17 protein-coding genes are annotated in these 22,119 nt (G+C 65.8%); 10 read left to right on the forward strand and 7 right to left on the reverse strand.

All coding sequences use genetic code 11. From position 1 onward, the window contains the following. The first annotated feature begins 132 nt into the window (after window positions 1-132). The 4 genes from R2834_22800 (at window position 133) to R2834_22815 (ending at window position 7,619) form a co-directional block, all read left to right on the forward strand. Window positions 133-1,545, forward strand: a complete 1,413-nt coding sequence (locus R2834_22800; GenBank protein ID MEZ4703175.1) for a phosphoglucomutase/phosphomannomutase family protein — start codon at window positions 133-135, stop codon at window positions 1,543-1,545. A 67-nt stretch (window positions 1,546-1,612) separates the two neighbouring features. After that, window positions 1,613-2,176: a sigma-70 family RNA polymerase sigma factor gene (locus R2834_22805; protein ID MEZ4703176.1), complete on the forward strand. Its 564-nt coding sequence runs from the start codon at window positions 1,613-1,615 to the stop codon at window positions 2,174-2,176. A 172-nt stretch (window positions 2,177-2,348) separates the two neighbouring features. Further along, window positions 2,349-4,739 carry a thiol-activated cytolysin family protein gene (locus R2834_22810; protein MEZ4703177.1) on the forward strand — a complete coding sequence of 797 codons (2,391 nt, stop codon included), beginning with the start codon at window positions 2,349-2,351 and terminating at the stop codon, window positions 4,737-4,739. 138 nt (window positions 4,740-4,877) lie between these two features. Beyond that, window positions 4,878-7,619 carry a serine/threonine-protein kinase gene (locus R2834_22815; GenBank protein MEZ4703178.1) on the forward strand — a complete coding sequence of 914 codons (2,742 nt, stop codon included), beginning with the start codon at window positions 4,878-4,880 and terminating at the stop codon, window positions 7,617-7,619. Window positions 7,620-7,670: 51 nt separating this feature from the next. Here the strand turns inward: R2834_22815 and R2834_22820 are convergent, their stop codons facing one another. Next, the gene (locus R2834_22820) at window positions 7,671-8,165 is read right to left on the reverse strand and encodes a GAF domain-containing protein (GenBank protein MEZ4703179.1); all 495 of its coding nucleotides are present in this window, start codon (window positions 8,163-8,165) and stop codon (window positions 7,671-7,673) included. A 109-nt stretch (window positions 8,166-8,274) separates the two neighbouring features. Between R2834_22820 and R2834_22825 the strand changes: the two genes are divergently transcribed. Then, window positions 8,275-9,201 (forward strand): T9SS type A sorting domain-containing protein, encoded by a 927-nt coding sequence (locus R2834_22825; GenBank protein MEZ4703180.1) that lies wholly within the window; start codon window positions 8,275-8,277, stop codon window positions 9,199-9,201. 370 nt (window positions 9,202-9,571) lie between these two features. On the opposite strand, the gene R2834_22830 is transcribed toward R2834_22825, so the two are convergent. From R2834_22830 to R2834_22840, 3 genes are all read right to left on the reverse strand, one after another. Continuing rightward, the gene (locus tag R2834_22830; GenBank protein MEZ4703181.1) at window positions 9,572-10,006 is read right to left on the reverse strand and encodes a DUF1501 domain-containing protein; all 435 of its coding nucleotides are present in this window, start codon (window positions 10,004-10,006) and stop codon (window positions 9,572-9,574) included. Further along, a complete protein-coding gene (locus tag R2834_22835; GenBank protein MEZ4703182.1) occupies window positions 9,931-11,034 on the reverse strand; it encodes a DUF1501 domain-containing protein in 1,104 nt (367 codons plus the stop codon). Before R2834_22835 ends, R2834_22830 begins: the two co-directional genes overlap by 76 nt. 71 nt (window positions 11,035-11,105) lie before the next feature. Next, window positions 11,106-14,264 carry a DUF1553 domain-containing protein gene (locus tag R2834_22840; GenBank protein MEZ4703183.1) on the reverse strand — a complete coding sequence of 1,053 codons (3,159 nt, stop codon included), beginning with the start codon at window positions 14,262-14,264 and terminating at the stop codon, window positions 11,106-11,108. A 156-nt stretch (window positions 14,265-14,420) separates the two neighbouring features. On the opposite strand from R2834_22840, the gene R2834_22845 reads away from it, so the two are divergent. Further along, window positions 14,421-15,506, forward strand: a complete 1,086-nt coding sequence (locus R2834_22845; protein MEZ4703184.1) for a cytochrome c3 family protein — start codon at window positions 14,421-14,423, stop codon at window positions 15,504-15,506. A 98-nt stretch (window positions 15,507-15,604) separates the two neighbouring features. On the opposite strand, the gene R2834_22850 is transcribed toward R2834_22845, so the two are convergent. Then, window positions 15,605-16,177 (reverse strand): hypothetical protein, encoded by a 573-nt coding sequence (locus R2834_22850; GenBank protein MEZ4703185.1) that lies wholly within the window; start codon window positions 16,175-16,177, stop codon window positions 15,605-15,607. A gap of 142 nt (window positions 16,178-16,319) precedes the next feature. Here R2834_22850 and R2834_22855 point away from each other — a divergent pair, with 142 nt between their 5' ends. From R2834_22855 to R2834_22865, 3 genes are all read left to right on the forward strand, one after another. Continuing rightward, window positions 16,320-16,589: a hypothetical protein gene (locus tag R2834_22855; GenBank protein ID MEZ4703186.1), complete on the forward strand. Its 270-nt coding sequence runs from the start codon at window positions 16,320-16,322 to the stop codon at window positions 16,587-16,589. Next, window positions 16,586-17,239 (forward strand): sulfite exporter TauE/SafE family protein, encoded by a 654-nt coding sequence (locus tag R2834_22860; protein ID MEZ4703187.1) that lies wholly within the window; start codon window positions 16,586-16,588, stop codon window positions 17,237-17,239. Before R2834_22855 ends, R2834_22860 begins: the two co-directional genes overlap by 4 nt. Before the next feature lie 386 nt (window positions 17,240-17,625). After that, on the forward strand, window positions 17,626-18,033 hold the full coding sequence (locus tag R2834_22865; GenBank protein ID MEZ4703188.1) for a hypothetical protein: 408 nt from the start codon (window positions 17,626-17,628) through the stop codon (window positions 18,031-18,033). Between the two features lie 42 nt (window positions 18,034-18,075). Here the strand turns inward: R2834_22865 and ppsA are convergent, their stop codons facing one another. Next, entirely contained in the window at window positions 18,076-20,637 is a 2,562-nt protein-coding gene (gene ppsA / locus R2834_22870) for a phosphoenolpyruvate synthase (GenBank protein ID MEZ4703189.1), read from the reverse strand. 361 nt (window positions 20,638-20,998) lie between these two features. Between ppsA and ligD the strand changes: the two genes are divergently transcribed. Continuing rightward, entirely contained in the window at window positions 20,999-21,919 is a 921-nt protein-coding gene (ligD, locus tag R2834_22875) for a non-homologous end-joining DNA ligase (GenBank protein ID MEZ4703190.1), read from the forward strand. A gap of 50 nt (window positions 21,920-21,969) precedes the next feature. Here the strand turns inward: ligD and R2834_22880 are convergent, their stop codons facing one another. Next, window positions 21,970-22,101: a TraR/DksA C4-type zinc finger protein gene (locus R2834_22880; protein MEZ4703191.1), complete on the reverse strand. Its 132-nt coding sequence runs from the start codon at window positions 22,099-22,101 to the stop codon at window positions 21,970-21,972. Between the last annotated feature and the right edge of the window lie 18 nt (window positions 22,102-22,119).

Raw genomic sequence — 22,119 nt, forward strand, 5'->3', positions numbered from 1 at the left:
CTCCCCGGACGTACGCCCCACCGTAACGATCAGATGGGTGCTCCGCCGCCGGCAACTCCACGCAACTCCCCTTCCTGCCGGCCGCGAGATGCCCGGTTTGAGAGATGTTAACACTTTACGAATAAAGGTTTTATGGCAACCAAAAAGATCAAGTTTGGCACCGACGGTTGGCGGGCGGTCATCGGCGATGATTACACCTACGAAAATCTCGAAAAAGTAGCCCGCGCCACCGCGCAATGGCTGCTGAAGAACTACGGTCCGACGCCGAAGGTGGTGATCGGCCACGACACCCGCTTCCAGGGTCGCGCCTTTACCGAACACGTCGCCTCGGTCCTCGGCTCCAAGGGCATCAAGGTGCTTTTCGCGAGCACCTTCACCACGACGCCGTCGATCAGCTGGGGCGCGCAGGCCTATGCGTGCAGCGCCGGCATCGTGATCACGGCGAGCCACAATCCGCCTGAATACAACGGATTCAAGATCAAGGCGAGCTTCGGCGGGCCGGCCTCGCCCGAGATGATCGACGAGGTGGAGAAAGAACTCGACCAGCTCCAGCCCTACGAAAAGAAGGCGTTCAAGGACCTGGTCGCCAACGGCACGATCGAGCTGCACGACGTGGCGACCGATTACCTGAACATGCTCCGGAGCAAACTCGACATCGACGCCATCAAAAAGTCGGGCCTGAAGATCGCGCATGACGCGATGTACGGCGCCGGCCAGGGCGTCGTCGCCGAACTCCTCGGCGCCGACCGGGTGGTGCAGCTCCACAACGACTTCAACCCCGGCTTCCACGGCCAGGCGCCCGAGCCGATCGAGAAAAACCTGACGGAACTCGCCGCAACGGTCGTCCGCGAGCAGTGCGCGGCCGGCCTGGCGAACGACGGGGATGCGGACCGCATCGGGATGTACGACGAAAAAGGGCAGTTCGTCAATTCGCACCAGATGCTGGCGCTGCTCATCAAGTACCTGCACGAAGTGCGCGGCCTGAACGGGGACATCGTGAAGACGTTCTCGACCACGTCCATGCTGCAGAAGATGGGCGACAAATACGGCCTGAAGGTTCATACGACGCCGATCGGCTTCAAATACATCGGCCCGATCATTGTAGAGGGCGACGTGCTCGTCGGCGGCGAAGAATCCGGCGGGATGGCCGTCAAGGGCCACATCCCCGAGCGCGACGGCATCTACATCGGCCTGCTCACGGTCGAGATGATGGTGAAGCGCGGCAAAAAACTGTCGGAACTCGTCCAGGAATTGTTCGACGAATTCGGCCCGCACGAGACGTACCGGATCGACGTACACACCACGAACAAAAAGAAAGAAGCCATCCTGGAACGCCTGAAGGCCGGCGGCCTGACAACGATCCATGGCGAAAACGTGACCCGGCTGGATACGCTGGACGGGTACAAACACATGACCACGAACGGCTGGCTGCTGGTGCGCCCCTCCGGCACGGAGCCCGTACTGCGCGTCTATTCGGAAGCGCCTACCCTGGAGGCCGCCAGAGGCCTCGTGGAGGACGCGGCGAAGCAGCTCGGGGTAGCCTGATTCGCACGGAGGAAGCCGCCGGCCGGCTCAAAGGGCGCCCGGTGGCTTCCTCATCGTATCCGATTGCATGAAAGAAGAATCGGTAGACATTACCCGCCTGCTGGAGCAGGTGGGTGGCGGCGATGCCTCGGCACTCGACGCCGTTTTTGGCCTGATCTACGAAGATTTGCAGGTACGCGCACATCAGTACCTGCGAAGCGAACGATCCAATCACACGCTCAACACGACGGCCCTGGTCCACGAAGCCTACATCAAGCTGATGGGGCAGCGGGCGGTGACCTGGAAAAACAGGGCGCATTTTATGGGCGTCGCCTCGATCGTGATGCGGCGCATCCTCATCACGCACGCCAAAAAGCTGCACGCCGGCAAACGCGGCGGCGGCGTCGCGCCGGCGACCCTGCTCGACGACATGGTGGTCAGGGAAGATCAGTCGGAACACCTCCTCGCCCTCGACGAAGCCCTCGACCGCCTCTCCGCCCTGAACGAGCGGCAGAGCAAGATCGTCGAGATGCGCTATTTCGGGGGCCTGCAACACGAAGAGATCGCGGAAGTGCTCGGCATCTCGGTGCCGACCGTGGGACGCGACTGGCGCATGGCCCGCGCGTGGCTGAACCGCGAACTCGCCGACTGACGTGAACCGTCCGGTGAATGTCAGAAGGCCCCCTCAATAATTCTCTCCCCCTCGATGATCGATTTGCCCGACGGAAGGCGCGTCTCAGTCTGACACACCCTGCCTGGGGTGCCCGTCACCTTCACACGCCATCCAGTCCCGTTCGACGGGCCATTTCGTTCGAGGTAGAATCATGAAACGCCGACTGTTCATCCCGGCAGGGATGCTCTTTTTATTTTTCGTTGCCGCCTGCGACAGCGGCGCCGGCCCCGACGACCAGGTCGACGGCGTCGCCGATTACATGAGCAGCCTCCCCTCGTGGACGTCCTTCAGCCCCCGCCTTTCCTCACAGGCACCCACCGCCACCGCCGAACCGACGACCGAACCCGATGTCATGCTCGACGTCGAGGTCGTGAACGACGACGGCACCATCGAGATTCTGCCCGACGTGGCGTACTCCTGCCAGACGCAGCCCTTCACGCTCACCGACAACCCGCAGCAGATCGCGCTCTACAGCCCGGACGTCGACCTCCTCTGGCCGGGCGCTCTGATTCAGGGCAAGAGCCACCGCGACGGGCTGGGCAGCCTGCTCGGCCTCCCCATCGCCGAACGCACGCCCATCGAGGTATCCATCCCGAGCCTGGCCAACGACGACAATTTCCGGACGGTCGACACCCCGAGCCAGGCCGAAGTCGCCCAGGCCATCGGATCGATGATCGGCAACGCGACGGCGTCGGGTCTTTCCACGCCGAGCACGATCACCTTCACGCAGGAAGTCTATCACTCCGAGAGCCAGTTCGCGCTCTCCGTTGGCCTGTCCGGGCACTACCTGGGTTTCGAGGCCTCCGCGAAAGGGTCGGTGAAAAACAACGCGTCGAAAACAACCATCACGGCGCAATTCTACCAGAAGATGTTCGAGGTCGTCGTGGCGCCGCCGCAGTCGCCGGACGCCTTTTTCAGCAGCGACTTCTCGGCCGACAGGCTCCAGCAGCAGGTCGACCTCGGCCGCATCGGGCCGGACAACCTGCCCGTGTATGTGTCCAACGTCGTGTATGGCCGCATGATGATGTTCTCGATGACCTCGACCGCGAGCGAATCCGAGATGCGCGCCACCCTGCGGGCGGCGTACGAAGGCATCGGCGGCGGCGGTGCGGTGAACCTGAGCGCCAAGCAGAAGTCGATCCTGGAGCAGTCCGAGATCCGCGTCACCTCGCTCGGCGGCAACGCCGAGGCCACGCTGGCCGTCATCCGATCCGGCAACTGGGCCGATTATTTCACCGACAACGCGCCGCTTTCCAGCGCGTCGCCGCTGTCGTACACGTTCCGCAACCTGGGCGACGGATCGATTGCGTCGGTGAGCGAGACGACCGAATACAACGTCAAGACCTGCGAGGCGCGCGCCGCCACGCCGGGCACGTTCAACTTCCTCGACAAGCAGTCGCTCTCGCTGCCGATCGGCGCGCCGGCGATCACCATGATGGCCGACGTCGACGGCGATGGCGACCAGGACATCGTGTGGAACCACGTCAGCGCCAGCACGAACGAGACCGTCGTCGCCTTCTCGAACGGCGACGGCACGTTCTCGATGGGCGCGCCCACGAGCCACTCCGCCCAGCCGGCGAACGGCTGGAGCCAGTACAAGGTGAAGGTGGGCGACTTCAACAACGACGGCCGCGACGACCTCGCCTGGGGCCGCGTGCTCACGACGAACACCACGTATATCGGACTGTCCAACGGCGACGGCACCTTCCAGGAAATGCCCATGTTCACCCGCGCCTCCTCGTCCTGGGGACAGGACTACCAGTTTGGCGTCGGCGATGTGGACGGCAAAAACGGCGACGACCTCGTGTGGAACCACCCGGTGGGCACCAACCGCACCTACGTGACCTTTTCGAACGGCGACGGCACCTTCGGTGTCGATAACTTCGAGGAGATCACCAATAGGTGGCAGGATCATCCGGCGACGGCATGGACGGGTGATGAGACCTGGACGATGGGCGATTTTAATGGCGACGGGCGCGACGACCTGATCTGGTACACGAAGGGATTCAGCGTGCATCACGTCTATTTCGCCGAATCCGTCAGCGACGTCCCGGGACAGATCTTTTCGTTCCGAGGCCGCTTCCAGCGCAGCATCTCGGGCTGGCAGAACTACGATGTCGTCGTCGGCAACATCGACGGGGTGGCCGGCGTCGACCTGGTCTGGATGAATTCGATCGCGGGATCGAATCCGATCCACCGGGATCTGACGACCGGCGGCACGCCGGCGCTCGTCGAGGGCCCGCTCCAGAATGCCCAGGAAAACGAGGGACCCTTCGTGCTGCGCCTCCTCGATGTCAACGGCGACGGCCGCAAGGATCTGCTGATGAACACGATGGGCACGGTCAACCGGAGCTTCATCGGCCTCGGTACGGCCTCCGGCAGCTTCGACCTCGGCCGCGTCTCGCAGGATCACCCGGCCTTCGATGACTGGAGCCAGTTTACCATCCTCGTCGGCGACATCAACGACGACGGCCGAGAAGACGTGATATACAACAATGCCGACGCCTCGAACGACATCTATGTCGGACTGGCGAAGGAATGAGGGGCGTGAGGAAGTTTGGGAGTACGGGGGTGTGGGAGCAGGTTGAAGCCCACACCCCCGACTGCCTCCTCCTTCACACTCCCATACTCCCATACTCCCATACACCCAGCCTCCAACACCGCAAACCAACACGCGCCGATGGATTCCGAACGCTGGCAGCAGGTACAGTCGCTCTTCGAGGCGGCGCTCGACCAGATCCCTTCCAACCGGATCACGTTCCTGAAGGTAGCGTGCCGGGAGGATGTGGAGCTGTATCGGGAAGTCGCCTCGCTGCTGGAGTCCGATCAGCTGGTCAACAGCCTGGTGGACGGGCACGCCCTCGAGGCGTTGACCTACGCCGGCGAGCCCCGTGCCGGGGCGGAAGAGGACGACGCGCAGCTCGGTGAACGCGTGGGCGCCTATCGCGTGCTGCGCCGGCTCGGAGCCGGCGGGATGGGCGTGGTCTACCTCGCCGAGCGAGCCGACGGGCATTTCGAGCAGCAGGTGGCGCTCAAGCTCATCAAGCGGGGGATGGACTCGGAGCGGATCGTCCAGCGCTTCCTCGCCGAGCGGCAGATGCTGGCCCGCCTCCAGCACCCAAACATCGCGCGCCTGCTGGACGGCGGGATGACGGACGACGGCCGGCCGTATTTCGCGATGGAATATGTGGATGGGATTCCGCTGCCGGCGTACGCGCGGGAGAACGCGCTGGGAATCCGGGAGCGCCTCATGCTGTTCGAGCGCGTGTGCGACGCCGTACAGCACGCGCACCGCAACCTCATCGTACATCGGGACATCAAGCCGGGCAACATCCTCGTCACCAGGGCCGGCGAGGTGAAGCTGCTCGACTTCGGGATCGCCCGCGCGCTGGAAGAGGACGCCGACGCCGGCGTGCCGCTGACCGATGCCGGCATGCGGGTTCTCACCCCCGAATACGCGGCGCCGGAGCAGGTGCGCGGCGGCGCCGTGACGACCCAGACCGACATCTACGCGCTCGGGGTGGTGCTGTACGAGCTGCTCGCGGGCGTACGGCCGCTCAAGCTGTCGAGCCATGCGCCGGCGGAAGTCGAGGCGGTCGTCTGCCATCAGATCCCCCGGCGCCCGAGCCTGGCGCTGCTCCATGCGCAAGCCTCCGAGGCGCCCGACGGCGCCACGAAAAAAGCCGCCGCCCAGCTGAAGGGCGACCTCGACACGATCTGCCTGATGGCGCTCCGCAAGGAGCCGGAGCGCCGGTACAGCTCGGCCGGCGACCTCCGGTCGGACCTCGAGCGGCACCGCCAGGGGCTTCCGGTATCGGCCCAGCCCGATGCCTGGCGCTACCGGGCCTCGAAGTTCGGGCGCCGGCACCGGACGCTGCTCCTGGCCGCCGCGCTGTTCCTCCTCTTGCTCGGGGCGGTCGTCCTCTCGTACACCCTGCGGCTGAGCGAGGCCCGCGACGCGGCGCGGCTCGAGGCATCGAAGGCCGACGAAGCCACCCGTTTCATGGTCAGCCTGTTCGACGCCGCCAACCCGCACGTGGCCCAGGGCGATACGCTGACCGCGTTCGACATGCTGCGCGACGGCGCGGCGCGCATCGAGGACGAGCTGGCCGACCAGCCGGACGTCCAGGCCCGCCTCCTCCGCGCCGTCGGCGACGCGTACCACGGCCTGGGGCAGTACCGTGAGGCCGAATCCTTGTTCGAGAAAGCGCTGGCCCTGGTGGAGGTGCGTCAGGGTCGCGAGAACGAAGAAGCGCTCTATCTCCTCTCGGAGATCGCCAACATCCGGCACTCGCTGAGCGACTTCGCCGGCGAGGATTCGCTCACGCAGTTCACGCTCGCGATCCGGGAGCGCCTCTACGGCCCCGAAAGCGCCGAGGTTGCCGCCACGGTGCTTCAGCGCGCGAGCAATAACCGGGCGATGGGGCGTTTCGACGTCGCGATGCCGCTCTACCGGCGCGCCGTCGCCATATACGAACGCGTGGACCCGCCCGACGAACGGGAACTCGCCTGGACCCTCAACAACTACGGCTGGGCGCTCCATTCGCAGGGCCTGTACGACGAAGCCGAGGTGCAGTATCGCCGCGCCGAAGCCATCCAGCGCGAAGAATTCGGCGATGCCGACCCCGATCTGGCCTTTACGCTCAGCAACCTCGGCGGCCTCTACTGGACGACGGGCCGGGTGACCGTGGGCGAACCGATCGTGCGCGAGAGCCTCGCCATCCGCCGCAACCTGTACGGCGAGGAGCATCCCGAGACGATCCAGTCGCTCAACAACCTCGCCGGCCTGCTCTTCCGCAAGGGCGACCTGGATGAGGCCGAGGCCATCTACCGGAAGACCCTCGAAATCAACCTCGCGACGCTCGGACCGCGCCATCGCTATGTGGCGAGCGCGCTCGGCAGCGTCGCGTCCGTGCTGCGCGAACGCGGCGACCTGGAGGAATCCGAGCGGCTCCAGCGCGAGTCGCTGGCGATCTACCGCGAGCTGTTCGGCGACGACCACCAGAACGTGGCGAGCGCCCGGAGCAACCTGGGCGCCATCCTGCGGCTGCGCGGCCGGCCGGCGGAAGCCGAGGCGGAACTCAACGCCGCGCTCGCATTCTGGCGCGCGCAAGCGCAAACGAGGATCGAAATGGCGTTTCCCCTGATCAGTCTCGGTTTGCTGACGTCAGAACAGGGCGACCCGGTCGTCGGCGAAGCGCTGCTCCAGGAAGCGGTGGCGATTCGTACGGCGCAATTGCCGGCCGGCGATCTATTGATTTCCGAGGCCCGGGGCGCACTGGGCCGATGCCTTGCCCTTCAGGGCCGCGGCGAGGAAGCGCGGGCCCTGTTGCGAGAGGCGCTGACCGCATTCGACGCGGCGGAAAAGGCGGAGGATCGCCGGGCGGTAGAGCTGCGGACATGGCTCGCGGACATCCCATAAACCCGCTGAAACGCCCCGATGATCGGATCGGGTGCGACCGAAGGATCGACCCTAAAGCGACGCCGTAACGGCAAACCGCGCCCCGAGATCCGCGCAGAGCCGTTCGAGGAACTGCTGGTCGATGGCGTTGAAGGCATCCGGATAGTCGGAGTCCACGTCGAGCACGCCGAGGACGCGGCCGGCGGGTGTGAGGACGGGCACGACGATCTCGGATCGGGTCGTCGACGAGCAGGCGATATGGCCGGGGAAAGCCTCGACATCCGGGACCAGCTGCGTCTGCCGGGTGCGCGCCGCCGCGCCGCACACGCCGCGGTCAAAGTCGATATGGAGACACCCGTGACCGCCCTGGTACGGCCCGACGGCCAGCAGGGTGGGTCCGACGGCGCGGTAGAAGCCCGTCCAGTGGTAATAGTCGAACGCGTGGTGCAGTTCGCAGGCGACGGTGGCCATGGCCGAGATCCAGTCGGCGTCGTCGCCGAGGAGGGCGTCGATGCGTTCGAGGACGTCTTCGTAACGGGCGGCGCGGTCGGTGGTATGGGTATGCATTGGATTTGCCGGTGGGTTGGAGGCGTTGTATGCCCGGGCGGATCCGCCGGATCCCCGATGCCGGTGAGGCGTAACCGGACTAACATGCCATTATAACCGGGCACCAATCATGCGCATACCGCTTCGTATCGGCATCGTCCTGTTGTGGATCGCGGCCGCCGGGCCGGCGACGGGGCAGGTCGTCACCCTCATCGAAACCGACAAGGCTGTCTACGAATACGGCGAGCCGATCGAGCTGCAATTTACCATCACGAACAATACGGACGAGGGCTTCACGATCTGGAGCTCGTCGGGCTGCCAGGCGTGGTTTCAGTTCGACAAGGTTACCCCGAGCACCGTGTGCACCGCGGACGACGTCCCACACTATTTCCCTCCAAACGGCTCATTCAAGCGATGGACCTGGACGATCGATCCGCAAGCTATCGGACTGCCGGAGAGTGGTGGCGCGCACACCATCGTCGCGTACTATGGCGATTACCGCGATTCGCTGACGATCGAGGCGCCGGCCTTTCTCGGCGGCCAGATCGAGGTTGTCTACCCCGCCAATGCGCCGGCGGATAGCATCGCCTCACTCCGATCGCGTTTCGACGCTACCGTCGTCGGCACCTTTTCCACGAACCCGGTCCTGCAGGTCTGGGAGATTCGTGGGACCGCGCTCACCGACGTGTTGGCGGCGCTTGAAACCTCGCCGTACCTGAGCTCGGTCGAAGCTTACCGGAGAATCTATTACACATCCATCGTCGCCAACGAATCCGATCCCGAACTGCCGGCGCGGATCGAGATCTCCTCCCCCTACCCGAACCCCTTCGCGGATCGCACCACGTTCGACATCCAGACACGCGAAGCCGGCCCCGTGAGGGCCGTGCTGTACGATCTGCTCGGACGCGAGCGGCGGGTGCTGTTTGACGGGTACCTCCCGGCCGGCGCCGCGCAAGTGGTTACCATCGAGGCCGGCGACCTGCCGGCGGGGGTGTATGTGTACCGGGTGGATGCGGCCGGCGGGGTGGTTGCGGGGAAGGTGGTGCTGAGGCGGTGAGGCGACTTCGTCTTGCCCCCGATCATGCCGGGGGCAAGCTCCCGATCATGCCGGGGGCAAGCTCCGTGTTCGCGGGAATCCATGCAAGCGCTACGAATGGCAGAAACGCCGTTCGTCACGTCATAGCACCTGAGGTATCTCAGTCCTTCCATGGATCCCCGCGTTCGCGAGGATGACGTTGCGGCAGCCCCGTAGGTCGGGTTAATAGGTCCCCCCAGGGACCGTAACCCGACGCCACGGGACCGTAACCCGACGCCCAAGCATCCCCCACGGACCGCAACCCGACGCCCGATCATCCCCAGGCGCGTTCGGGAGGTCCACCCGCATCCGCGAGGCGGGCTCTCGGCACGCCGGCTCGGCAGGACCACGCTTACGCCAGCAGGCTGTCGACCACCTTGCCGTGCACGTCCGTCAGCCGGTAGCGCCGGCCCTGGTGTTTAAACGTCAGCCGTTCGTGCTCGATGCCGAGCAGATAAAGCAGCGTTGCCTGAAAGTCGTGCACATGGACCGGATCCTCGACGACGTTGTACCCGAACTCGTCGGTCTGCCCGTAGCTGATGCCGGGGCGGACGCCGCCGCCGGCCATCCACACCGAAAAACAGCGCGGATGGTGGTCGCGTCCGTAATCCTCCTCGGTCAGCCGCCCCTGGCAGTAGTTGGTCCGCCCGAACTCGCCGCCCCAGACGACCAGCGTGTCGTCGAGCATGCCCTGCTGCTTGAGGTCCAGGATCAGCGCCGCCGAAGCCTGGTCGGTCTCCGGGTTTGCTGCACGATGCCTTTCGGCAACCCGCCGTGATGGTCCCATCCCTGGTGATACAGCTGGATGAACTTGACGCCGCGCTCCGCCAGCCGGCGGGCGAGCAGGCAGTTGGCAGCAAACGTCCCGCGGTCGCGCGCGTCGGGGCCGTACAGGTCGAAGATGTGGTCCGGCTCGTCCGACGTATCCATCACCTCGGGGATCGACGTCTGCATCCGGTACGCCATCTCGTACTGGGCGATGCGGGCCTCGACCTCCGGGTCGCCGACGGTCTCCATGCGGATCTGGTGCATCTCGTTGAGCCGGTCGAGCAGCTTGCGCCGGCCGGCCTCGGTGACGCCGTCCGGGTTGTTGAGATAGAGCACCGGGTCGTTGCCCGAGCGAAACTGGACGCCCTGATGCACCGACGGCAGGAAGCCGTTGCCCCAGAGGCGGGAGTAGAGCGGCTGGCCGCCCTTGTTTTTGGTGATGAGGACACAAAACGCCGGCAGGTTTTCGTTTTCGCTGCCGAGCCCGTAGCTCAGCCACGACCCGAACGACGGCCGGCCGGCGATCTGCGAGCCGGTCTGGAAAAACGTGATGGCCGGGTCGTGATTGATGGCCTCGGTGTGCATCGATTTGACGATGCACAGCTCGTCGGCCACTCTGGCCGTGTAGGGCAGCAGTTCGCTCACCCAGGCGCCGCTCTGGCCGTGCTGGCCGAATGCAAACCGGGAGCCGGCCAGCGGCAGCGAGTTCTGGAAGCCCGACATCCCCGTGAGCCGCTGTCCCATCCGAACGGACGCCGGCAGCTCCTGCCCCTGCATCTCGTTGAGCTTCGGCTTGTAATCGAACAGCTCCATCTGCGAGGGGCCCCCGCTCTGGAAAAGGTAGATGATCCGCTTGGCGCGCGGTGGGACGTGAAAGCCGTCCATGATGCCGCGCAGCCGCGTGTCGTCTGCGCCGGCGAACGCCGCCGCCGGATTCAGCAACGACGCAAACGCCGCCGCCCCGAGGCCCATCGCCGTGCGCGAGAGAAAGTCGCGACGGGAATGAAGGTGTTCGTAGTTATGGCAGTCGCACATTCGATCGTACATCGGTTATCGCATATCGCAAATGGGGCTCGCTCCTTAAAAATTTGCGATATACGCTATTCATTTTGCGATGATCAGCGTCGCATCACGGCCGCGTCGTAGTTCATGATGGCGGATGCGACCATGGTGGCGGCGGCCAGGGAGGGCGCGTCGATCGCTGCGTCGCGGGGCGACTCACCGACGGCCAGCAGCCTGCCGGCGGCGTCCGCGTCGCGGGCGTATTCGTCGTATTGCTCCTGGTAGATCGCCTCGAGCACGGCGCGTTCGGCATCGGACGGCGCCTCGCCCGTGAGCAGACGGAACGCCAGCGTCACCTGGGCCGACCGGTCGTCGCCGGCCTCATGCCACATCCGCTCGCCCAGCTTACGGGCCGCCTCCACAAATTGAGGATCGTTGAGCAGCACGAGCGCCTGCATCGGCGTGCTCGTGCGTTGCCGGCGGACGAGGCAGCTGTTGCGCTCGGGCGCATCGAACGTCGTCATCGCCGGCGGCGGCGACGTGCGTTTCCAGAACGTATAGAGGCTGCGCCGGTAGAGGCTCTCGCCGGTATCCTGGACGTATTTCGCGCCCGACTTTTCCTCCCACAATCCCGCCGGCTGATAGGGTTTGACGGGCGGGCCGCCCATCTTCGCGACCAGCAAACCGCTCGCCGCCAGGGCGTTGTCGCGCAGCATCTCGGCCGGCAGCCGGAAACTCGGGCCGCGGGCCAGGAGCGTGTTGGCCGGATCGCGCTGCCGCACGGCCGGCGTCGTCTCCGACGCCTGGCGGTACGTGGCCGACATCACGATCTGCTTCACAAAGTGCTTCACATCCCACCCCGACGCGACGAAGTCCGTCGCCAGCCAGTCGAGCAGCGCGGGATGGCTCGGGAGCTGTCCCTGGTTGCCGAAATCCTCCGGGGTCGAGACGAGGCCGGCTCCGAAAAAGAACTGCCACATCCGGTTCACCGCGACCCGCGCCGTGAGGGGATGCTTCGGATCGGTGAGCCAGCGGGCCAGCCCGAGCCGGTTGCGCGGCAGCGCCTCGTCGAACGGGAGCAGCGAGGCCGGCGTGGCCGGCGACACCTCGTCGCCCTTGCGGTCGTACTGTCCGCGCACGAGCACGTAGGCCGGCCGGCGCTGCGGCATGTCCCGCATCACCATGATCTCTTCGACCGCGCTAACCCGCTCGTTTTCCTCCTCGCGGAGCTGGCGGAGCGCCTGCCGTGCCCGCGCATACCCCGGGGCGTGATGCGCCAGGTAATAGGCTCGCAGCCGATCCGACCGTTCGGACTCCGGCAGCGGGTCGGCGCCGGCGAGCTGCGCGGCCTCGATCGCCGTAAGCTCCCGGTCATAGATGGCCAGATCGTCGATCAGGCCGTCCTTGAAGCCGGCGTCGCGAAAGCGGAAGCCCATCGTGAAGTCGACCTTCGTCCGCTCGTAGGCGATGTTCTTGAACAGGTTGTCGCGCACGACATCCACCGCGGCCGGCGCCCCGTTCACGAAGAGGCGGAGGCCGGCGCCGCGGCTTGACCCGTCGTACGTCATCGTGACGTGGGTCCACGCGCCGAGCGCGAGCGAGTCCTTCGTGACGATCCGGATCGCGTTCTGCGGCCACATGTGCGCGAGGCCGGCGACGAGCCTGTTGCCCTGCATCGCGATCTCGTAGCCCCGGCTGCCGGCGTCGAGCGCGGCCTTCGTGTGATGGACGAGCACATTCCACTCGTTCCATTTCGCCGGCTTCATCCAGAAAGCGATCGAAAACGGATCCGTCCGCTTAAAATCCCCTACCCCCTCGGCCTCGATGCCGTTTTCCCCGTCGAACACCATCGCGCGGCCGTTTTTGCCCTCGACGAGCGCGGGATCGTAGATCGCCTTGCCGGCTCTGGAGGAGTGGGCGTCGTTGGGCAGGACGCCGCCGGAGAGCCGCTCGAACCGGAACAGATCGACAGGCCCCGGCGACGGCATCGCGGGGAGCATGGACGGCGCGAAGCGGGCGCGCCAGGCCAGGAAGTCTTCCTCGGCATCGGCGGCGGCGGTCGTGAGCGCCCGCTCGGCATCGGCGATGCGCCGGCGGACATCCACGAGCGCCGAGTCCGTCGCGTCGTCCGTCATCAACAGCGTGGGCACCGGCACGGCATCCGTGAAGAAGGAAGTCTGCCCCGATTCGTCGACGCTGTTAAAAAAAGCGTACAGCTGGTAGTACTCTTTCTGGGTGACCGGATCGTACTTGTGGTCGTGGCAACGGGCGCATTCGAGCGTGAGGCCCAGCACGGCCGTCCCGAGCGTGTTGACGCGGTCGGCCACGTACTCCGTGCGAAACTCTTCCTCGATGCTGCCGCCTTCCTCGGTCTGACGGTGGTTGCGGTTGAAGGCCGTGGCCATGATCTGCTCTTTCGTGGCGTCGGGCAGCAGATCGCCGGCGAGCTGCCAGGTCAGGAAGTCGTCGTACGGCAGGTTGCGGTTGAACGCGTCGACCACCCAGTCGCGCCAGGGCCACATGCGGCGGAGGCGGTCGGACTGATAGCCGCCGGTGTCGGCGTACCGGGCGACGTCGAGCCATTCGTTCGCCATCCGCTCGCCATAGGCGTCGGAGGCGAGCAGGCGATCCACGACGCGCTCGTAGGCATCGGGCGCCGGGTCGTTGACAAACGCATCGATCGCGTCGATCGACGGCGGGAGTCCGGTGAGGTCGAACGTGACGCGCCGGAGGAGCCGCTCGCGGCCGGCTTCGGGGGACGGCGTGAGTCCCTCCCGTTCGAGGCGGGCGAGCACGAAGCGATCGATGTCGTTGACGGGCCATTCCGCCGCGTTCACCGCCGGCGGGTCGGGCTTCTCGGCCGGGGTGAACGACCAGTGCGGCTTCCACTTCGCCCCCTGCTCCACCCAGCGGTAAATCAGCGCGATTTCGTAGGGGGTCAGCGTGAGGTTGGATTCCGGAGGCGGCATCATGTCCTCCGGATTGCTGCTCGAGATCCGGCGGATCAGTTCGCTTTTCCCGGGATTTCCCGGCACCACGGCCACATGGTCGCCGGCCTTGCCGAGCGGCGCGCTGAAGCCCTCCTCGGTGTCGAGCCGGAGGCCGGCTTCACGGGTGTGCTCGTCGGGGCCATGGCAGGTGTAGCACCGGTCCGAGAGGATCGGTTTGATGTGGTAGTTGTAGTCCACCACATCCGGCAACGGCGAGTCCGTGGCCGGCGGCTTCTGGCTGCACGCCGAGAAGGCGATAAGGAAAAGGAGAGTGAGACGCTTCATAGCTTGTGTACCGACGCTAATGTACACATCGCGGAAGCCAAATCGCACCTCCCGCGAGACGACGATTCGGAAAAGGCCATCGCTCAGAGAATCCTCATGGAACCGGGCAGACGGATCCCTGTGAGAAATCGTACCTCCGTGAAGACGTGCAGGATCATGAAATCACCCTTTCTGGCATGGCGGTATGGCGCGGCGATGGCCCTGGCGGCCAGCCTGTTCGCCGGCGCGGCCTTCGCCCAGGACCCCGCCGCCGTAAATCCGCATGGCGATTTCCGGGCGGACATCAGCTGCGCCTCGTGTCATACGACGAGCGGCTGGCAGCCGCTCCGCGCCCCCATGGACTTCGACCACACGGCCGACGCCGGGTTCGCCCTCACCGGCAGCCATCGGCGCGCGTCCTGCGCGGCATGCCATGTCGACCTGCAATTCGGCGAGCCGGACGTGCCGGAAGACGCCTGTGGCGCCTGCCATCTGGACGTGCATCAGGGCGCGCTCGCCGGCGCTTGCGTCGACTGCCATACGACGACGACCTTCCGCGACGTCGATGGCCTCCAGGCCCACTTGCAGACGCGATTCCCCCTCACCGGCGCGCACCAGCAGACGGCCTGCGTCACCTGCCACACCGACGACCGCTACGGCGCCTTCGCCCCGCTGGAAAACGCCTGCGACGACTGCCACCACGAAGACTACGTGCTGGCGGCCTCGATCGACCACGTGGCGATGGGGTTCTCTACCGGATGCGACGATTGCCACACCACCCTCGGATGGTCCGGCACCGCGTTCGACCACGAACGGGCCTCGGAGGGGTACCCGCTCCTGGGCGCACACCAGTATCTCTCCTGTGACGCCTGCCACGTCACCCCCTCGCTCGCGCCGCGCTTCACGCCTTCCGACGCCAACGACTGCTATACCTGCCACGAGGCCGACTATACGCGCGAACACGCCGGCACCGGGTTTACGACGGTCTGCCTCGATTGCCACACCACCGACTCGTGGGATGGCGCTACATTCGACCACGACAGCGAAAACTTCCCCATCTTCTCGGGCGAACACCGGGGTAAATGGAACAACGACTGCCAGACCTGCCACGACACGCCCGGCCAATTCATGGCCTTCACGTGCTTCAATTGCCACGAGCATCGCCAGAGCAGCATGGATAGCGAACACCGCGGCGTCCGCAATTACCTCTACGACTCAGCCGCCTGCTACGCCTGCCATCCCCGCGGCCGCGAAGACGATTGAGGGGGAGAGTTCAAGGCGGAAGGTTCAAGGTTTAAGGCGCGGTGAACGACCACGGCGAACTCTTTGAACATTGAACATTGAACATTGAACCTTAATCCTCACAGAATCACCAGATCCTCCACGAAGACCAGCTCGCAGGCGCCATTTCCGGTGTCGGCGCGGGTCAGCGAGCTTTTCCAGTGGAATCCGTCCGGTCCGCTCACTTCGATGAGCTTGCCGGTGATGCGCACCACGTCGCCGTCGCGAACGCGGCCGAGGGTGCGACGCACGAGGTCGTCGGCCGGCACCATGTGCATGTTGGCGCTGCTGGACACGATTTCGCCCAGCGGAATCGGCAGGTCGCGGGCACGCCAGCGGTACCAGCGCCACGACTGCGAGATCGACAGCCGGTCGATCACGGCGGAGTCGGACATACGCCCCCAGCCCAGCGCCAGATCGTACGGCGCCAGCTCGGCGCCGCGGTCGAACCAGTAGCGCTCCTTCCCCAGCACCCGCGCCGTCAATTCGAACGTCGCCAGGGGCAGGATGCGGTAGGCGCCATGTGGAAACGCCCCTTGCCGGGCCAGATTGGTCTGCGCCGGCGGCTCGGGAGCGAGCACGCCGGGCGGATGGTCCAGCGCGCAACCCGAAGCCAGCGAGCAAAGCAGTAACACGATCAGCGGGGTGCGCATCACAAGGCAGCGACAGATGGTACTCGATCAGGAACACGGCGTGTTTCAGGCGCCGGCTTCCCTCTGGATTCGTCGCATCCGACCGCCGCGCCGAACGCAACCTGGCGGCGCCTCACGAGTACCCGAGCAAACCCGTTACGCCATGCCGGACACACCCTATACCCCCATCGATTGCGGCTTTTACGACATCCTGGAAGATCAGGCGGTGCGGGGGGTTCCCTGTGAAATCGTCTATCTGGACCCGGAAGAAAACCAGCGGGTGGTGGAAACGCGGATTCTGGATGTCTACGCCCGGGGAAACGAGGAATTCATCGTCCTGGCCGCGACGGCGGACGATCCCCCCATCCGACTCGATCGCCTCGTGCGCGTCGCCGGCGTGGACCGCCCGGCGTCGTGCGCGCCATCCCCATGACCGACGCCCTGCTCATCGTACTGGCCGGCCTGCTGGGCGGCGCCCACTGCATTGGCATGTGTGGGGGCTTCCCGCTGATGATCGCCCATCTCTCCCCCGACACCGGCAGCCGGACGGCCCGCATGGGCCTCTACGGGCTGGGAAAAACGGTGAGCTACATGGCGCTCGGGCTCGTCGCCGGCGGCGGCGGCGCCCTGATGCACCTGCTTATGGGCGGCCAGCAGATCCTGGCGGGGATCCTCGGCGGGCTGCTGATCGTCGCGGGCGTCACCTATCTCTTCGGACAGCGCGGCCTCGCCGGCAGCCGGCTCGTCGCGCGCGGCACGGCCTGGCTCGCGGCCGCGCTGAAGCGCCTCTTCGATCGGGGAGGCGCCACCGGAGCCCTCAGCGTCGGACTCATGAACGGCCTCCTGCCCTGCCCGCTGGTCTACGCCATGCTCCTCCGCGCCGGCGCCGCCGCCACCCCGCTGGACGGCGCCCTGACCATGGGGTTGTTCGGCCTGGGGACGCTGCCGGCCCTCTTCGGCCTCGCGTGGGCCGGCCAGTTCATCAAACCCTACTGGCGTCAACGCATTAATGTCGTCACCGGGCTCCTGCTCATCGCGCTCGGCATCATGACCATCCTTCGCGGCATGGGCGCCCACCATTGATGGAAAGGGGGGTAAGGGGGGTGAGATACGAGATGCTGGATATTTAGCGATAATCGCGCATGCAAATCCGGCAGCGCAAAATCCCGCATCCCATAACCCACATCCCCCATCGAGCATCCTCCCTACCCCCGTTCAGTTACTGTCCACTTATCAAACGCAATTTGCTCCACGCCTGTCGCACAATTGCACACTGGAAGCGCTTCGAAGCACCCGGAATGGCGAATGGTCCTTCAGTTGCCAGTTATTCCGAGACCAATCCGTTCCAATTTCAAAACGGCGGCCCGCCTCGTCATCGATCCAACCGATGGCGGGGGTGTGCGGCCGATCGAGACGCGCGAAAACATGCAATAGCCGGTTCACCACCGGACAACCCGTATTGCCGACCCATGGCCATCCACCTCAACCCGATGCCGCGAGAGGAGCTATACCTCATCTCGCTAACCGGCTTCGTTTCCGGCAAGGAACTCCTGCCGACGCTCGAAGCCCTCTGGCTGCAAGACGATTTCAGGCCCTCCTACAATCAGATCTGGGACTGCCGGGGAATCGACGAACTCGACATGGACTTGCCCGACTTGACCGCTCTGGTCAAACTCCTCCGCACGTTCGTCCCCCCCGAAGCCTGTGAACCTGGCAAAATCGCGGTCGTCACCGCCCGCTTTGTCGACTACACGTTTGCGCGCGCCCTCTTCGGCCTGACCAAATCGTGCAGGCATCCCCGAAAGGTCTTCCACTCCACGGTCGAAGCCGAAGTGTGGCTCTCCATCGCGAAGGAGTCCGCCCGCACCGAGTCCTGAACCCGGGTCATGTCGAGCCGGTTGATTCCTCGTTCCGCCGGCTCAGGGATGGCGTTTCTTTGAGGGCGTGGTCTTTCGGGCGCGCGACGGCGCGGCCGCTTTCCGCGCGCCTCGTTTCGGGGTTTCGCCGGCCTGCGCGCGCTCCGCTTCCGCCACGGTCTGGACGGCGCGAAGGACGCTATCCGGCAACAGGGATATCGAATCGATCCCGGCATCCACCAGGAACGCCGCGAAATCCGGGTGATCGCTCGGGGCCTGGCCACAGATGCCCACGGGCCGGCCGGCGGCATGGGCCTTGACAATGAGGTCGCGGATCGTCTCGATCACCGCCTCGTTGCGCTCGTCGAACAGGTACGCGAGCTTCGCCGAGTCGCGGTCGACGCCGAGCATGAGCTGCGTCAGGTCGTTCGAACCGATCGAGAAGCCGTCGAACCGCTCCGCGAACCGGGCCGCCAGGGTTACGTTGGCGGGGATTTCCGCCATCACATAGACCTCGAGTCCGTTCACCCCCCGTCTGAGCCCGTTCGCGGCCATTTCGGCCAGAACGCGGTCGGCTTCCTCAAGCGTGCGGCAGAACGGGATCATCACGATTACATTCGTGAACCCCATCTCTTCGCGCACGCGCCGGATGGCGCGGCATTCAAGCGCGAAGCCGGCGCGGTAGTCGTCGCTGTAATAGCGCGAGGCGCCCCGCCAGCCGAGCATCGGGTTTTCCTCCTCGGGCTCGAACGCCGCGCCGCCGATCAGATGGGCGTATTCGTTCGTCTTGAAGTCGCTCGTCCGAACGATCACCGGATCCGGGTGCTGCGAGGCCGCGATCATCGCGATGCCCTGGGCCAGGTGCTCGACAAAGTAGTCGGTCTTGTCCGCGTAGCCGCGTGTCAGCGTTTCGATCCGGGCGCGCGCCGCTTCGTCCTGCACGCGCTCCGGTTCCACCAGCGCCATCGGGTGGATCTTGATGACGTTGTTGATGATGTATTCCATGCGCGCCAGGCCGACGCCCCGGCTGGGGAGTCGCCACCAGCGCATCGCGGCGGCGGGGCTGGCGATGTTGATCATGATGCGCGTCCGCGTCTCGGGGATCGCGGAGAGATCGAGATCGACTTCCTCGAAGTCGAGGAGGCCGGCATACACGTACCCCTCGTCCCCCTGGGCGCACGAGAGCGTCACGTCCTGTCCATCCCGCAGCACCTCCGTGGCGTTGCCGGCGCCCACGATCGCCGGAACCCCCAGCTCGCGGCTGACGATGGCGGCATGCGAGGTGCGGCCGCCGTGATCGGTGACGATGCCGGCGGCGCGTTTCATGATCGGCACCCAGTCGGGGTCGGTCGTACGCGTCACCAGGATGGAGCCATCCCGGAACAGACCGATATCTTCCACCCGCTCGATGCGGCAAACGGGGCCTTTTGCCATGGCGTCGCCGATGCTGAGTCCCCGCACCAGTTCTTCGCCGGCTTCCTTGAGTCGGTAGGTTCGTAGCGCGCTCGATGTCCGGCGCGACTGCACGGTTTCGGGACGGGCCTGCACGATAAAGCACGCGCCGGTGTCGCCGTCCTTCGCCCATTCGATATCCATCGGGCGGCCGTAGTGCGTCTCGATGCGCACGGCCCAGCGGGCCAGCATCAGGATTTCGTCGTCCGAGAGCACCATCGCGCGGCGTTCCGCCTCCGAGGTATCCCGCGTGACGGTCCGCTTGCCGGCGAGGCGTTCCAGCGCCCGGTGCGCCGCTTCCGGTTCGAAGCCGCCGTCGTCGTCCCACCGCTCCAGCATGTTTTCTTCCTGCATGGCCTGCCCGTCGGCATAGACCATCTTGATCGCTTTCTCCCCGCACGTCCGGCCGATGATCGGCCGCAGGCCGGCGTCGCCGAGGAACGGCTTGAACACGGTGTATTGATCGGGCGTGACGGTGCCCTTCACGACCGGCTCGCCGAGCCCCCAGGCGGCGCTGATCAGCACCACGTCGGGAAAACCGGTCTCGGTGTCGAGGGTGAAGATCACGCCGGAGCCGGCCCGATCCGAGCGCACCATCTTCTGCACGCCGATCGACAGGGCGATCTGCATGGAATCGAACGCGTGCGCTTCGCGGTACACGATGGCCCGGTCGGTAAACAGCGAGGCATAGCAGCGGACACACGCCGCCATCAGCGCCTCCTCGCCCTGAATGTTCAGGAAGGATTCCTGCTGGCCGGCGAAGCTCGCCTCGGGCAGATCCTCGGCCGTGGCGCTGCTGCGTACGGCGACATCGGCGCGCTCCACGCCGTAGCGCCGGCCGATTTCGCGGTAGGCCGCGCGAATGGCTGCCTCGATGGGCTTCGGGAAGGTCCCTTTCAGGATGAGCGCGCGGATCGCCTGGCCGGTCTCTTCCAGGGTGCGCCGGCCGGCGCCGCGTTCGGCGAGGTGTTGCCGGATGGCCGCTTCGAGCCCGTTTTCACGCAGAAACTCCCGGTAGGCCGCGGCGGTGGTGGCGAAGCCCTGGGGCACCGGGATGCCCTCCTTGCGCATCGTCGACGTCATCTCGCCGAGCGACGCATTTTTTCCACCGACGAGCGCGACGTCGTTGTTGCCGAGCGCCTCAAACCATCGAATGTAGGGGTTCTCTTTCATAACCAGTCCCATGCGTAAAGAACAGCGTGAGGGTCGCAAACGTGCGTCGCAGGGGCGCACCCGACCGCATCGTACGCCTTCATCTTATCGAAAAGGAAAACCAATCGATGACCGATGCCGCCCTATCCGGCTGTAGTCGATCCCCCTCTCCCCGGCTGTGCATTTTCCCCACGCCGTCGCCATGCCGGCGCCCAGGTTGACAGCGGGCGCCCACATCGGAAACAGGTCCGGCCTCACAGCAGGACGCGCTGCCAGGATCTATGCTGAATACCATGCACGATCCACCGAAGAAGGTCATGAAGCGACCGCCAGTCCCGTCGGGGCGCACCCTCGCCGACATCCAAACCGTAGCAGGCGGGCCATGAGCGATACGATGCCCATCGATGCCAACACCGTCGCGCTGTCGAACCCGGACAAACTGTTTTTTCCGGATGACGGAATCACCAAGGGAGACCTGATCGCCTACTATCGACGCATCGCGCCGCGGATGCTCCCGTACCTCGATGGCCGGCCCCTCACGCTGCATCGTTTCCCGAACGGGATAGCGGAGGGTGGGTTCATCCAGCAGCAGGCCTCCGCGTATTTCCCGGACTGGATCACGCGGGTCACCGTCCCGAAAACCGCCGGCACGATCACGCATGTCGTGGCGGATTCGCCCGCCACGCTCGTCTATCTGGCCAACCAGGGCGTCATCACGCTCCACGCCTGGCTGAGCCGCGTCGACAAACCCCGGCACCCCGATCGCCTGATCTTCGATCTCGACCCGCCCGGGAAAAGCGGCGCCGGAGGATTCGACCGGGTGCGCGCGGCCGCCCGCGCGGTGCGCACCCTGCTGGACGAACTGGAGCTGCCCGCCTATCTGATGACGACCGGGTCGCGCGGCCTGCATGTCGTGACGCCGCTGGACCGGTCCGCCGATTTCGAGGCCGTGCGCGCGTTCGCCCGCGACCTCGCCCAGCGCGTCGCCGGCCGCTTTCCCGACGAACTTACCGTGGAGCAGCGCAAAAACAAGCGCAAAGGCCGCGTATTCATCGATACACTCCGCAACGCCTACGGGCAGACGGCCGTGGCGCCGTTCGCCGTCCGCGCGCTCCCGAAAGCCCCCGTCGCGACCCCGCTGCACTGGGACGAGTTGGACGACGCCGACCTCCATCCGCAGCGGTACACCATCCGAAACCTCTTTGGCCGGATCGAGCGGGGTCCCGATCCGTGGGCCGGCATGGCGCGCGCGGCCTGTTCGATAGACCGCGCGGCACGCCGGCTGGCGGAACGAGGCGAATGAACGTCGCCCCGGTTCCTGAACGGTACGTAGCGGGGCATCCCCGCCGCCGCCTAATGACTCGACGAGGCCGCCAGACGCGCGCTCGCTGGCGCCGACAAATCAGCATAGGGCATCGCTTCGAGCCGCTCCAGCGGGATGCGCTTGCCCGTGATGCGGCAGATCCCGTAGGTCCCGTCGTCGATCCGTTCGAGCGCGGCGTC

The sequence above is a fragment of the Rhodothermales bacterium genome (genome assembly GCA_041391505.1).
Taxonomy (GTDB): Bacteria; Bacteroidota; Rhodothermia; order Rhodothermales; family JAHQVL01; genus JAWKNW01.

Coding starts and splice junctions, on each gene's coding strand:
- R2834_22800 (MEZ4703175.1), top strand. CDS start 133: ATGGCAACCAAAAAGATCAAGTTTGGCACCGACGGTTGGCGGGCGGTC.
- R2834_22805 (MEZ4703176.1), top strand. CDS start 1,613: ATGAAAGAAGAATCGGTAGACATTACCCGCCTGCTGGAGCAGGTGGGT.
- R2834_22810 (MEZ4703177.1), top strand. CDS start 2,349: ATGAAACGCCGACTGTTCATCCCGGCAGGGATGCTCTTTTTATTTTTC.
- R2834_22815 (MEZ4703178.1), top strand. CDS start 4,878: ATGGATTCCGAACGCTGGCAGCAGGTACAGTCGCTCTTCGAGGCGGCG.
- R2834_22820 (MEZ4703179.1), bottom strand. CDS start 8,165: ATGCATACCCATACCACCGACCGCGCCGCCCGTTACGAAGACGTCCTC.
- R2834_22825 (MEZ4703180.1), top strand. CDS start 8,275: ATGCGCATACCGCTTCGTATCGGCATCGTCCTGTTGTGGATCGCGGCC.
- R2834_22830 (MEZ4703181.1), bottom strand. CDS start 10,006: ATGGGACCATCACGGCGGGTTGCCGAAAGGCATCGTGCAGCAAACCCG.
- R2834_22835 (MEZ4703182.1), bottom strand. CDS start 11,034: ATGTACGATCGAATGTGCGACTGCCATAACTACGAACACCTTCATTCC.
- R2834_22840 (MEZ4703183.1), bottom strand. CDS start 14,264: ATGAAGCGTCTCACTCTCCTTTTCCTTATCGCCTTCTCGGCGTGCAGC.
- R2834_22845 (MEZ4703184.1), top strand. CDS start 14,421: ATGAAATCACCCTTTCTGGCATGGCGGTATGGCGCGGCGATGGCCCTG.
- R2834_22850 (MEZ4703185.1), bottom strand. CDS start 16,177: ATGCGCACCCCGCTGATCGTGTTACTGCTTTGCTCGCTGGCTTCGGGT.
- R2834_22855 (MEZ4703186.1), top strand. CDS start 16,320: ATGCCGGACACACCCTATACCCCCATCGATTGCGGCTTTTACGACATC.
- R2834_22860 (MEZ4703187.1), top strand. CDS start 16,586: ATGACCGACGCCCTGCTCATCGTACTGGCCGGCCTGCTGGGCGGCGCC.
- R2834_22865 (MEZ4703188.1), top strand. CDS start 17,626: ATGGCCATCCACCTCAACCCGATGCCGCGAGAGGAGCTATACCTCATC.
- ppsA (MEZ4703189.1), bottom strand. CDS start 20,637: ATGAAAGAGAACCCCTACATTCGATGGTTTGAGGCGCTCGGCAACAAC.
- ligD (MEZ4703190.1), top strand. CDS start 20,999: ATGAGCGATACGATGCCCATCGATGCCAACACCGTCGCGCTGTCGAAC.